At 69.3% G+C, this 12,957-nt stretch carries 12 protein-coding genes; 9 read left to right on the top strand and 3 right to left on the bottom strand.

From position 1 onward, the window contains the following. Position 1 precedes the first annotated feature (1 nt). The gene (locus ACSSVZ_RS09080) at positions 2–754 is read right to left on the bottom strand and encodes a tetratricopeptide repeat protein (protein ID WP_453969491.1); all 753 of its coding nucleotides are present in this window, start codon (positions 752–754) and stop codon (positions 2–4) included. Positions 755–892: 138 nt separating this feature from the next. Beyond that, positions 893–1,471: an NnrU family protein gene (locus ACSSVZ_RS09075; RefSeq protein WP_453969602.1), complete on the bottom strand. Its 579-nt coding sequence runs from the start codon at positions 1,469–1,471 to the stop codon at positions 893–895. Positions 1,472–1,854: 383 nt separating this feature from the next. Here ACSSVZ_RS09075 and ACSSVZ_RS09070 point away from each other — a divergent pair, with 383 nt between their 5' ends. From ACSSVZ_RS09070 to ACSSVZ_RS09050, 5 genes are all read left to right on the top strand, one after another. Further along, a complete protein-coding gene (locus ACSSVZ_RS09070) occupies positions 1,855–2,316 on the top strand; it encodes a L,D-transpeptidase (protein WP_453969490.1) in 462 nt (153 codons plus the stop codon). Between the two features lie 324 nt (positions 2,317–2,640). After that, positions 2,641–3,153, top strand: a complete 513-nt coding sequence (locus ACSSVZ_RS09065; protein ID WP_453969489.1) for a TRAP transporter small permease subunit — start codon at positions 2,641–2,643, stop codon at positions 3,151–3,153. Between the two features lies 1 nt (position 3,154). After that, positions 3,155–4,534, top strand: coding sequence for a TRAP transporter large permease (locus ACSSVZ_RS09060; protein WP_453969488.1), 1,380 nt, complete (start codon positions 3,155–3,157; stop codon positions 4,532–4,534). Positions 4,535–4,649: 115 nt separating this feature from the next. Next, complete coding sequence (locus tag ACSSVZ_RS09055) at positions 4,650–5,732, top strand: TRAP transporter substrate-binding protein (RefSeq protein ID WP_453969487.1); 1,083 nt, start codon at positions 4,650–4,652, stop codon at positions 5,730–5,732. 83 nt (positions 5,733–5,815) lie between these two features. Beyond that, positions 5,816–6,937, top strand: coding sequence for an SAM-dependent methyltransferase (locus ACSSVZ_RS09050; RefSeq protein WP_453969486.1), 1,122 nt, complete (start codon positions 5,816–5,818; stop codon positions 6,935–6,937). A 7-nt stretch (positions 6,938–6,944) separates the two neighbouring features. Here ACSSVZ_RS09050 and ACSSVZ_RS09045 read toward each other — a convergent pair whose 3' ends face one another. Then, positions 6,945–7,838: a LysR family transcriptional regulator gene (locus ACSSVZ_RS09045; protein ID WP_453969485.1), complete on the bottom strand. Its 894-nt coding sequence runs from the start codon at positions 7,836–7,838 to the stop codon at positions 6,945–6,947. A gap of 122 nt (positions 7,839–7,960) precedes the next feature. On the opposite strand from ACSSVZ_RS09045, the gene ACSSVZ_RS09040 reads away from it, so the two are divergent. The 4 genes from ACSSVZ_RS09040 to ACSSVZ_RS09025 are packed head-to-tail and all read left to right on the top strand — an operon-like array spanning position 7,961 to position 12,848. Beyond that, a complete protein-coding gene (locus ACSSVZ_RS09040; protein ID WP_453969484.1) occupies positions 7,961–9,415 on the top strand; it encodes an aldehyde dehydrogenase family protein in 1,455 nt (484 codons plus the stop codon). Between the two features lie 10 nt (positions 9,416–9,425). Further along, entirely contained in the window at positions 9,426–10,445 is a 1,020-nt protein-coding gene (locus ACSSVZ_RS09035) for a membrane dipeptidase (RefSeq protein ID WP_453969483.1), read from the top strand. Between the two features lie 4 nt (positions 10,446–10,449). Next, positions 10,450–12,156 (top strand): hypothetical protein, encoded by a 1,707-nt coding sequence (locus ACSSVZ_RS09030; RefSeq protein WP_453969482.1) that lies wholly within the window; start codon positions 10,450–10,452, stop codon positions 12,154–12,156. After that, complete coding sequence (locus tag ACSSVZ_RS09025; protein WP_453969481.1) at positions 12,153–12,848, top strand: DUF3726 domain-containing protein; 696 nt, start codon at positions 12,153–12,155, stop codon at positions 12,846–12,848. The genes ACSSVZ_RS09030 and ACSSVZ_RS09025 overlap by 4 nt, the downstream gene beginning before the upstream one ends. Positions 12,849–12,957: the final 109 nt, after the last annotated feature.

Raw genomic sequence — 12,957 nt, 5'->3', positions numbered from 1 at the left:
ATCATTTACTCACCTCCGACGCCCCCGCACCGGCCGCATCGCCACCTTGTGGCGCCGCCGTGCCGCTGTCGTCTGCCGACGCGGCCTCGCTTGCCGCGGGGGCGGCACGGGATCCATTGATCAGGCCCATGAACAGTTGAACCCGGGCCTTGAGGTCCTGGGGTGCGGCGGGATCCATGTCGATCTCGCCGAACCACTTCTCCGCGGCCGCGTAGTCGCCGTCCTGATAGGCGGCGATGCCGAGGATCTCGCGGGCCGAGTTGCGCCAGGCGCCCACTTCGGTCGCAACGCCCGTCAGGCGGTCCTCGATGCCGGCCTTGTCGCCGGTATCCAGAAGCACGTAGCCCGCCCGCACCCGCGCCAGATCGCGCTGGCGCTGCGACAGGCCGCCGTCGGCGGCAAGCGCGTCGAACCTCGAGACGGCAGCTTCAGTGTCGCCGGAAAGCGCCAGTTCGCTGGCCGCGCGGAAGCGGGCGAGGATGGGATAGTCGCCAGGCGCGCTCTGGGCGAATTCCGTCAGCGCCTCGGCGGCAGCGGCGCTGTCACCGGCCGCCGCGGTGTCGAGCGCCGTCAGGAACTGGTCGCCGGCGGCCTGCTCGGCCTTGGTCTGGAAGTAGATGTAGCCGCGATAACCGGCGGTGACGGCAACGATCAGCACCGCGACGACGACGACATAGATCCCGAACCGGTCCCAGAGCGACCGCATGCGCTCGCGCCGCAGGTCCTCTTCGACCTCCTGAAAAATGTCCGTCATCGTCCGTCGATCCTCATCGGTTCTCTTGCCGCGTTCGTCGCCGCCGCCAATCCGGTCCCGGTCGCGCCGTGTAACGCGTTCCGGGCCGCGGGCCAAGCCATTTGGCGCGCTCAGGCGGCCGCGAAAACGAAGTGAAGATCAGGCGATTATGGGCACCCCGATCAGCCAGACGTGCACCTTCCAGACAAAGAGGGCGTAAACAAGGAGGCCGACGACCACGGCAATCAGGTCGTTGCGTCCGGATCCCGCCACCGGCACCACGTGCGGGTTTGCCGCCTGGCGGCGCTTCAGCGAGATGCGGGCGATCACCCCCCAGGCGAGGAACGAGCCGAACAGCAGCACCGAGGCCGCATCGCCGTTCGCCAGCAGATGGGCAAGGGCCCAGATCTTCACCGCCAGGATCATCGGGTGCTTGGCGGCGCGCTGGATCCGGCCGGGGGCGTAGGCCGCGACCAGCAGCACGAACACCGGCAGCATGATCAGCATGACCAGATGCCGGGTCCAGACCGGCGGAACGTAGAGAATCGGCGGCCCGGCATCGCGCCATTCGCCGTAGCCCCAGATGATCAGGACGAGGCCGACGAAGGCGACGATCGAATAGACGACGCGGTAGGTGCCCTCGCCCAGCCGGGTGCGCAGGCTGGCGCGGAGGCCGGTATCGACCGGCAGCAGGTGGGTGCCGAAAAAAATCACCAGGCCGAGCAGGAATATCCACATGGTCGCCGTCTCCGGTCCGTCAGCGTCGCGCAAGGGCACCATCTCTAGAGCATTTCCAGTCCGGACCGAAGCGATCTCGGCGAAACGGGCCGGACTGGAACCACGGTTCTTCCGGCATTTTCCGCCGCTCGCCTGAGTTTGGCCGCGCGGGGTCGGGCGGGTGCGACGTATCCGCTCCCCTGATCCCGCCCGCCGGGCTTCCGACCTGTCGGACCGGACAGGGCCAGCGCGCGGCCGGCCGATCACGGTCCTGTCATCGCAGGTCGGCGCGTTTGCCGTACGGGATCGGACGATTAGGGGACTAAGATCGGCAGTCCGCCGCCCCGGCTGGCCGGTCCGGATCGGACGGCGCGGTGGCGACCGGCGAATCGTTGGGGGCATCCATGCGTTTCAGGCTCAGTGGGCGTTGGGGATCGGTGCGGGCTGCCGCGCTCGCGATCGCAGTCGCCGCCGGGGCGGCAGCGGTCCCGATGGCGGCGCAGGCGGCGACGGTGACGGCGACGATCGACCTCTCCGACCAGCGCATGTACGTGCGGGTCGGCAGCACGCCGCTCTATGCGTGGCCGGTCTCGACGGCCCGCAAGGGCTACCGGACACCCACCGGCAGCTACCGGCCGACCCGCATGTACCGGCGCTATTTCTCGAAGAAATACGACAACGCGCCGATGCCGAACTCGATCTTCTTCCGGGGCGGCTACGCGATCCACGGAACGACGGCGCTCAAGAGCCTGGGGCGGCCGGCCTCGCACGGCTGCGTCCGCCTTCACCCGTCGAACGCCAAGGCGCTGTACGACCTGGTGCAGGCGAACGGCGCCGCGAACACGCGCATCGTCGTGCGCAAATAGGCGCGCGTGCGCATGCACCAAACTGCGCATTCGGGCCCTTTTCGGGCGATCATCTGCGCATTTCCGCGCGCGTGCGCAGCGCGGCCGGTGCGCTGCGCACGCAACTGCGCACGCTTCAATTATTTTGAAGCGTGAACAAGTAATTCCGGTTTGCCTCAACCGGAACCGCTTGGCACGCTTCTTGAAATGATGACCCGTGTCGATCCTTCCTTCCATACCGATCCGCTAGGAGGACAGCCGATGTCTGTGCGATGGCGCGTCTGTCGTGCGGAGGGGCATCTGCCCGCCTGTCCGATCCGCAGCAACCGCGACCGGTGGTGAGCGATGCTGAGGGCGGCGGGCACCATCGACCGGGTGATGGAGGGGTTCGGCGAACTCCTCAAGTGGCTCCTCCCCGTCGTGGTCTTCCTTGCCGCCGCCGTCGCGCTGCTGCGCTACGGCCTGTCGATCGGCTACCCCTGGCTGTCTGAGAGCTTCGTCTGGCTGAACGGCGCCCTCGTCTTTCTGGGGGCCTCCGCCGTCTATGCCCGCGACGGCCACGTGCGGGTGGATCTCATCTACCGGCTGCTCGGCCCGCGCGGGCGCGCCTGGACCAACCTCGTCGGGACCGTCCTGTTCCTGTGGCCGATGATGGCGGTCGTCGCCGTGAAGGCCTGGCCGGCGCTGGTGCGGTCGTGGAACCTGCTCGAGGCCTCGCCCTCCATCGACGGCCTGCCGTTCCTCTACCTGATGAAGACCGCCGTGGTCGCCTTCTGCGGGCTGATGGCGATCCAGGGGGTGGCCACGGTGCTGCGCAGCCTGCACGTCATCCTGTACGGACCGGGGAGCTCGGACTGAGATGGAAGCGGAAGCCGTTTCCTGCGTCCTCCTGTTCCTCGGCGTCATCGTCGCGCTCCTCACCGGCTTCCCGGTGGCGTTCGCGCTCGGCGGCTCGGCGGTGCTGATGGCCGGCATCGGCAGCCTGTTCGGGGCGTTCGACCCGATCCTGCTCGGCTCCCTGCCCTCCCGCCTCCTCGACATCGGCCTCAACCCGACCCTCGTCGCAGTGCCGCTGTTCGTGTTCATGGGGACGGTGCTGGAGCGCTCGAAGGTCGCGGAAAACCTGCTCATCACCATGGGGCAGCTGTTCGGCGGGATGCGCGGCGGCCTGGGCATCTCGGTGATCCTGGTCGGCGCGCTGCTGGCCGCCTCCACCGGCATCGTCGGCGCCACCATCGTCACCATGGCGCTGATCAGCCTGCCGGCGATGCGGCGCGCCCGCTACAGCCAGTCGCTGTCGTGCGGGGTGATCTGCGCCTCCGGCACGCTGGCCCAGTTGATCCCGCCCTCCACCGTGCTGATCCTGCTCGGCACCATGCTGCAGAACGCCAACACCCAGGCGCAGCTGCGGATGGGGATCTTCTCCTCCGACCCGGTGACGGTGACGGACCTGTTCGCCGGCGCGCTGCTGCCCGGCCTTGTGCTCGTCGGCCTCTACATCGCCTGGATCCTGTTCCGCGCCCTCACCGACCCCGAAAGCTGCCCGCCGGTGCCAATGAGCGACGCCGAACGCGCCAACCTGCCGGTCCGGGTGCTGTTCGCCATGGTCCCGCCGCTGGGGCTGATCGTGCTGGTGCTGGGCTCGATCCTGACCGGCATCGCCACCGCGACGGAATCGGCCGCCCTCGGCGGCATCGGCGCGGTGGTACTGGCGCTGATGAACCGCTCGCTCACCTGGGAAACGTTCGCCGAGGCGATCCGCGACGCCATGGGCATCTCGCTGATGATCTTCGCGATCCTCATCGGCGCGACGATCTTCTCGCTCGTCTTCCGCGGCTTCGGCGGCGAGGACGTGGTGATCGAGCTGCTGCATTCGCTGCCGGCCGGCGCCATCGGCGCGACCATCTTCGTGCTCGGTCTGATGTTCCTGCTCGGCTTCATGATCGACACCTTCGAGATCATCTTCATCGTCATCCCGATCTTCGCCCCCGGGCTGATCATGCAGGGCGTCGACCCGCTCTGGCTCGGCGTCGCGGCCGCGGTGATCCTCCAGACGAGCTATCTGACGCCGCCGTTCGGCTTCGGCATCTTCTACCTGCAGGGCGCCTCAAGCGGCCTGTCGCTTCCAACCATCTACCGGGGGGTGATCCCGTTCGTCGTGATCCAGCTGGTCGCCGTGGCGGTGCTGTGGATCTGGCCGGGCCTCGTCCACTGGCTGCCCGGGGTGCTCTCGGGCTGAGAAATCGCGGGCAGCACAACCGGTCGAGGGGACCGGCGCAGGCCCGCGTGATCCGCCGCAACGACGGCGGATCATCGACACCGACCGTTGTCGCAACACTGAGGGGAACTTCGACATGGACCGCAGACAATTCGTCACCAGGGCCGGACTGGGCCTGGCATCGGGAACGGCGGTGGCCACCGGCCTCGCCGCCCCGGCAATCGCCCAGGGCAAGATCGAATGGCGCATGCAGATGACCTGGGCGAAGAACTCGCCGCTGCTCGCCACCGGGCCCGAAATCGTCGCCGACTTCATCTCCAAGGCGTCCGGCGGGCGCATGTCCGTCAAGCTCTACGCTGCCGGTGAAATCGTCCCGCCGTTCCAGGTGCTGGACGCGGTCGCCGACGGCACGCTGGAGATGGGCCACGGCTATCCCGCCTACTGGGCCGGCAAGCTGCCGGCGATGCAGTTCTTCACGCCGATGCCGTTCGGCTTCACCACCCAGGAGCAGAACGCCTGGTTCTCCTACGGCGGCGGCCAGGAGCTGGCCGACGAGGTCTACGGCAAGCTCGGCGTCAAGTTCTTCCCTTCCGGCAACACCTCGGTGCAGGCGGCCGGCTGGTTCAACAAGGAGCTCAACACGATCGAGGACTACAAGGGCCTCAAGGTCCGCTCCGGCGGCCTCGGCGCCAAGGTGCTGACCGAGGTCGGCGCGACGCCGGTGCAGATGCCGCTTGGCGAAGTGCCCCAGGGCCTGCAGTCCGGCGCGATCGACGGTGCCGACTTCGTCGGCCCGATGAACGACATGGCGTTCGGCCTGCACAAGGTCGCCAAGTACTACTACTGGCCGGGCTGGATGGAGCCCTGCGGCGTGCTCGACTGCATGATCAACCCGGCCGCCTGGGACAAGCTCCCCGACGACCTCAAGGAGATCGTTCGCGGCGCCAACGTGATGGCCAACCAGATCGTGCTGAACGAGTTCGTGGCCAAGAACGGTCAGGCGCTCGCCCAGATGCGGTCGGAGGGCGTCGACGTGCGCACCCTCAACGACGACATCCTGAAGAAGCTCGCCGAGGTGTCGGCCGGCGTCGTCCAGACGGTGGCGGACTCCGATCCGCTGGCGACCAAGGTCTATGCGTCCATCCAGGACTTCATGAAGACCATCAAGCCGTACACCGCGATCTCCGAGGGCGCCTACATCAACGCCCGCCCGGTCTGACCGCACACCCGCGACGCGGCCGGCCGGAGACCCTCCGGCCGGCCCTTTCCGATTGCCAGTCGATTGTTCAAGGACACACCAAGATGACCGCCTCCCAGACCGGAATCAGCACCCAGGCCGTCCTGTCCATGCGCGGCGGAGGCTACTATTCCGAGCGGACCTACGGCGCCAAGCAGGCGATCGACAAGATGCTGCCGATCGTCCAGGACGCGCTGAAGCCGCAGCCGGGTGCCACCGGCGTCGTGCGCGTCGCCGACTACGGCGCCGCCGATGGCGGCACCAGCCGCGAGATGTGGTTCCAGGCCTTCCAGGGGCTGCGCCAGGCGGGCGACACCCGCGAGGTGGCGATCACCTACACCGACCTGCCGTCGAACGATTTCTCGACGCTGTTCCGCACCATGCAGGGCCTGCAGGGCGACGCGGCGCTGGCCTACCAGAAGGTCCTCGACGACGTCTTCGTCTACGGCTGCGGCACCGGGTTCCACACCCAGCTGTTTCCGGCCGGCACGCTCGACCTCGGCTTCTCCGCCACCGCCATGCACTACCTTTCCCAGAAGCCGTGCGAGATCTCGACCCATTGCCACGCGGTGGGCGCCGAGGGCGACGAGGCCGCCGCCTTCACCGAGCAGGCGCGCGCCGACTGGGAGCGGATCCTGCTGGCCCGCGCCGCGGAACTGAAGTCCGGCGGCCGGATGATCTGCCTGAACTTCGGCATCGACGAACAGGGCCGCCATCTGGGCACCACCGGCGGCGCCCACATGTTCAACTTGTTCGACCGCTTCTGGGGCGAGCTGCGCGACGAGGGCAAGATCAGCCAGAGCGAGTACGAGCGCGCCACCTTCGTGCAGTACTACCGGACGCTGGAGGAGTTCACCGCGCCGCTGAAGGACCCGTCGTCGCCCGTCGCGAAGGCGGGTCTCAAGCTCGTCGACGCCTTCTCCAGCTACACCCGCTGCCCCTACGAGACGAAGTTCGCCGAGTCCGCCGGGGCGATGTCCGGCGCGGACTTCGCCAAGACGCTGATCCCGACCATGCGCTCGTGGTCGGAGACGGTGTACCTGACCGCCCTCGACGCCCGGCCGCGCGACGAGGCCCAGGCGCTCGTCGACGACTTCTACCAGCGCTACGAGGACCACGTCGCCGCGGCGCCAGAGGGCCACGCCATGGACTACATCCACATCGTCGTGGTGATGGAGAAGGCCTGAGCCGGTGTCAGTCCAGCCGGGCGTCGATCCCCGATGTCGCGATTGCCGCGCGGAAGGCGTCGCTGAACGCCTCAGCGACCGGCGACAGCGTGCGCCCGGCCCGCCACAGGAGCCCGACCTCGCGGTAGAGGTCGTCGCCGGCGAGCGGCCGGCAGCACACCGCCTTGTCGGCGGCCACCGACAGCGCCGGAAGCACCGTCACGCCGAAATCGGCGCGCACCAGCGCCAGCAACGAGGTGACGTTGCGCACCATCAGCCGCGAGGCGCGCGAGATCGCCTGGAACTCCGGATCGTGCATCCGCGCCGAGGCGCCGTTGGCGATGAACCGCACGTTGCCGAGTTCGTGGGCGTGGACCGGCGCATCGGTGGCGGCGAGCGGGTTGCCGGCCGCGCACACCAGCACGAAGCGGTCGCGGAACACCGGCGTGAAGGCGACGATGCCGGCGTTGGCCGGCCGGCCGGCGATGCCCAGCTCCACCCTCTGCCGCTCGATCGCCAGTTCGACCGATTCCGAATCGGCGTCGCGCACGTCGAGCTCGATGTCAGGCCGGGCGGCGAGGAAGCTGTTCAGCACGATCGGCATCAGCTGGGTGGCGACCGACGGCACGCAGGCGATCTCCAGCCGGCCGATCTCGTTGCGGGCGAACGCCTGGACCGCGGCGACGGAGCGGTCGAAGCCCCGCACCTCGGCGCGCGCCACCGTCAGCACGTACTCGCCGAGGGAGGTGAGCGTGGTCTTGCGGTCGGTCTCGAACAGCGCGCCGCCCAGGTGTTCCTCGAGCTGTTTCAACGACATGGACACCGCCGACGGCGTCCGGCCGATCTTCTCGGCGGCGTCCTTGATGTTTCCCAGATCCGCGACTTCGAGGAAGACGCGCAGCTGACCGAGGGTCAGGGCCATGGCACTCACCAATTAAGTTGCACTGAAGTTCGTAACAGAAGTTTCGATTTGATTGAAGTGAGCACGCACCGCAAGTTGACCGGAGTTTCGCCCTTCGACGGTCAAGCAATGGGTTCCCCCGAGTGACTGACACCTTTGCCAACCATGTCGGCGGCGCCTGGCTTGCGGGCTCGAACGCCGTCGAGAACGTCAATCCGTCCGATCTCTCCGACGTCATCGGCCGCTACGCCCAGGCTTCCGCCGGCGATGTCGCCGCCGCCGTCGATGCGGCGCGGGCCGGCGCCGAAGCGTGGGCCAAGACCGGGCTGGAACGACGCGCCGCGGCGCTCGATGCGATCGGGCGGGAGCTGATGGCGCGCTCGGCCGAACTCGGCGAGCTCCTGTCGCGAGAGGAAGGCAAGCCGCGCGCCGAGGGCGTCGGCGAGGTCTACCGGGCCGGCCAGTTCTTCACCTACTCCGCCGGCGAGGTGCTGCGGCTGCAGGGCGACAAGGCCGATTCGGTGCGTCCCGACATCGAGGTCGACGTCACCCGCGAGCCGATGGGCGTGGTCGCCGTCATCTCGCCGTGGAATTTCCCGACGGCGACGGCGGCGTGGAAGATCGCCCCGGCGCTCGCCTTCGGCAACGCCGTCATCTGGAAGCCGGCGAACCTCACCCCCGCGTCCGCCTGGGCGCTGACCGAGATCATCGCGCGCCAGGACCTGCCGGCCGGCACGTTCAACCTCGTGATGGGCTCAGGCTCCGGCGTCGGCCAGGCGCTGGTCGAGGCGCCGGGGGTCGATGCCGTGACCTTCACCGGTTCGCTGGAGGTCGGCCGCGGCGTCGCGGTCGCGGCCGCGCGCAACCTCACCAAGGTCCAGCTCGAGATGGGCTCGAAGAACGCGCTGGTGGTGATGGACGACGGCGATCTCGACGTGGCGGTGGCCTGCGCGGTGGCCGGCGGCTACTCCGGCACCGGCCAGAAGTGCACCGCCTCCTCGCGCCTGGTCGTCCACCGGGCCGTGCACGACGCCTTCGTCGACAAGCTCGTCGCGGCGCTCGGGGCCATGAAGGTGGGCCATGCGCTGGAGGACGGGGTAACCATGGGGCCGGTCGCCAGCGAGGCGCAGCTCGCCTCCAACCTCGCCTATATCGACCTCGCCCGTCAGGAGGGCTGCACGATCGCCTGCGGCGGCGAGCGGGTCCAACGCGCCACCGACGGCTATTTCATGAGCCCGGCGCTGATCACCGGCTCCAGCAACGCCATGCGCATCAACCGCGAGGAGATCTTCGGCCCGATCGCCGCGGTGATCGCGGTCGGCAGCTACGACGAGGCGCTCGCCGTCACCAACGACACCGAGTACGGGCTGACCGCCGGCATCGTGACACGCTCGCTGGCGCGCGCCACCCACTTCCGCCGCTCCGCCAGGACCGGGTGCGTGATGGTCAACCTGCCGACCGCCGGCACCGACTACCACGTGCCGTTCGGCGGCCGGAAGAACTCCAGCTACGGCCCGCGCGAGCAAGGACGCTACGCGGCGGAATTCTACACCCAGGTGAAGACGGCCTACATCCGGGCCGGCACTCCCGAGACCTGAGAGCGATCGGATGGTCCGTCCCCCCTTCATCATCGATGGCCTGCAATACTCCAACTGGTCGGAGGCCGTGTTCCGCCAGTTGCGCGACGGCGGCGTCGACGCGGTCCAGGTCACCATCTGCTATCATGAGACGTTCCGGGAGACGGTGGCGAACCTGGAGCGCTTCAACGGCTGGTTCGAGCGCCACCCCGAGCTGATCCGTCCGGCCTACAGCGCCGCCGACATCCGCGCCGCCAAGGCGGAGGGGCGCACCGCCATCGTCTTCGGGCTGCAGAACTGCTCGCCGATCGAGGACGACATCGGCCTGGTGGAGATCCTGCACCGGCTCGGCGTCCGCTTCATGCAGCTCTCCTACAACAACCAGAGCCTGCTCGCGACGGGCTGCTACGAGGCCGAAGACCCCGGCATCACCCGCATGGGCCGTCAGGTGATCGCCGAGATGAACCGCGTCGGCATGACCGTCGACATGAGCCATTCGGCCGAGCGCTCGACGCTGGAGGCGATCGAGATCTCCGAGCGGCCGATCGCGATTACCCATGCGAACCCGTCCTTCTGGCACGACGGCCTGCGCAACAAGTCCGACACGGTGCTGAAGGCGCTTGCCGCCAGCGGCGGCATGCTGGGCTTTTCGCTCTACCCGCACCATCTGAAGGACAAGTCGGACTGCACGCTGGAGAGCTTCTGCGAGATGGTGGCGAGGACCGCGGAGATGATCGGCGCCGAGAAACTCGGCATCGGCAGCGACCTGTGCATCGATCAGCCGGACAGCGTCGTGGAATGGATGCGCAATGGCCGCTGGACCAAGGACCTCGATTTCGGCGAGGGATCGGCGGCGGCGGCCGGCTTCCCGGCGCAGCCGGACTGGTTCCGCGACAACCGCGACTTCATGACCATTGCCGGGGGGCTGTCGGCGGTGGGCTTTTCCGAGACCGAGGTGGCGGGGATCATGGGGGGCAACTGGCTGGCCTTCTACGAGGCCGCGTTCGTGCCGGCGGGACACGCCGTTTCCGCCAACAGTCCGAGGGAATAGCGCCATGACGGCGCACGACCAGATCGATATGGCTTCGCTCCCGGCTGTCGCGCCGCGCCCACCCTCCACGGTGATGCGCCTGGAGCGGCTCGGCAGCTTCTTTCCCTCGCGGCTGTCGTTCATGCCGACGCTCATGCGCCGCCTGCGCGACGAGGAATGGCGGATCGAGCGCGGCGAAACCGCCCTCGATGCAGAGGGTTACGGCCATGTCCTCTATCATGCGCGCGGGCCGGAACGCACCTACACGCTGATCGCCTACTCGCGCCAGCTCGACGCCGAGCGGCGCAGCGACCGGGTGATCGCCGACGCCTGGGACGCGACGTTCTCGCTGTTCGACGGCGTGCCGGACGCGGCCGACATCGCGCGGCTGGCGGACAACACCCCGCAGCAGGAGGCGGGCCGCTACCGCTCCAGCGAGCTGGTGCTGTCGCGGGCCAACCGCAGTGTCCGCTTCTTCGAGCACGTGGTGGAGCGCCTCGCCGCCGGCGACCAGCCCGACCCGGAGCTGGTGGCGGGCGTCGGCTACCTGATGCGGACGACGGCGGTCTACGGCAACGGCAAGTTCGGCATCTCCGACCGCGCCCGCTTCGCCGACCGCCCGGAGCTCGCCGGGCCGTTCCAGGCGGAGATGCTGAACGTCTACCTGATCCGCTGCTTCACGCTGGACCTCGTCGAACACATCGCCCGCAACCGCGCGCCGGAGCGGTTCGTGCCGCTGGCGCGCGCGACGCGGCGGCGCCTCGGCATCGGCAACGCGACGGGCCTCGGCATGGCGCCGTTCCTGGCCAACCAGCCGGTGCTGATCAACAACTGGATCGCCGCGCGCGAGGCGGCGCTGGCCAGCGTGCGCAGCCTCGACGCAGCCACCCACGCGGCGGCCGAAGGGGTGCGCGCGGCGCTGGCGCTCGCCCGCGCCCACGTCGCAGAATGGCACGTCGACGACGCCCGCCAGGCCGCGCGGATCGCCCGGCTCGCCGACGATCTTGCCGCGCTGTCCGGCTGGATCGAGGCCGCCGATCCGCTCAGTGGTCCCCGGCCCTTCGACGCGATCTACCGCCATGCGGAAGCCAGCCTCGGCCTGGAGGCCCAGGAGCTCACGGTCACCCTGCTGCTGGAGCCGCACGGCGCCCTCGTCGATCCGCTCACCGCCACCATGAGCGCCGGCGAGGCGGTCCGCTTCGACGCCGCGATGACCATCGGCCGGCTCAAGGAGATCATCCGCACCCGCTACGCTTGGGCGCTCGCCATCGATTTCGGCGCGCCGCCCTCCCAGCAGCGCTTCTGGTACGTCTCGGAGGAAAAGCTGGAACCGCGCCTCGGCGTGCGCGCCACCGAGGACGGCGCCGACCGGGAAATGCCGCTGGCGATCGCCCGCGACGTCCAGGCGCTGGCGGCCGTCCTCGAGGAGTTCGCGGACGGGCAGCGGGTCGTCGACGCCACCCTCGCCCACCCTGAGGTGCGCCAGACGGCGGCGCGCGTCCAGACCGTCGCCCGCTTTCCCTATGGCGAGATCCGCGACAACCTGATCGGCGAGGAATGCCTTCCGATCGACCTGCTGCGCTGTAAACTGTCCTTCTTCGGCGCGTCCAAGTTCGACCCGAAGTCGGACCTGTGGACGCGCATCACCATGTTCGCGGGAGCGCCGCTGCCCGACGAACTGATGCGCGGCGGACCGGACTGGTTCGTGCTGGCGCCAGGAAGGCCGCAATGAGCAGGCTGTCTCTCAACGAAATCGAAGTCTCCGTCCGCAAGGCCGGCATCGGCGCGGGCCTGCCCTACGGCATCGCCCAGGAGACCGGGCGCGCCGCGGAGTGGCTGGCGCTGGCCGGACTGCCGGCGCTGGCGATCTGCGCCGCGGCGCTGGAGGCGAGCCTCGACAACAAGACCTCGGTCGGGCGCGGCACCGACACCGGCGCCGGCTGGACCATCGTTCCGGCCGACGACCGGCCGCTGTGCTCCTGCCACGCGGGGGTGGTGGCCGCCGACCTGATCAACGCCGGGTCGACGACGATCCGGCTCGTCTCGGTGTCGTCGCCGGTCCTGGTGGTCGCGCTGCTGGCGACGGTGGCCGAGGCGCCGGCGGTGTCGGTCATCCTCGGCGACGGCGACGGCGCGCCGGCGGTGCTGGTGGCGGCGCCGAAGGTGTCGCTCCTCGGCGGCGACGACCTGTCGACCTGGACGGTGCCGTCGGACCTGCTGATCGAGATCGCCGACCCGGCCGCCGCCGCGCCGGCCCTGCGCGTCTACGGCGACGCCGACAGCCGGGCCCGCGTCACCGCTTCGGGGGTGCCGCAGGAAGCGGCGTCCGACGTCATCGCCCGCCTGTTCGCCCGCACGCTGGTGCCCGCCTCCGACGCATCGCGCGAGCGCGGAGCCGGCGCCGGCCGCATCGACAGCGACTGACCCGGATGCGGCCGGAAGCGACCGGTCCGGGACGAGGACGCTGTCCAACCGACTGAACCTCTGCCGTTTCCAGCCGGACCGGCCGATCGGGCCGGCCGCGGTGTCGCAC

The sequence above is a fragment of the Amorphus sp. MBR-141 genome (genome assembly GCF_053628695.1).
The sequence above is the reverse complement of the archived record's forward strand: the minus strand, read 5'-3'. Positions and strand labels throughout refer to the sequence as shown.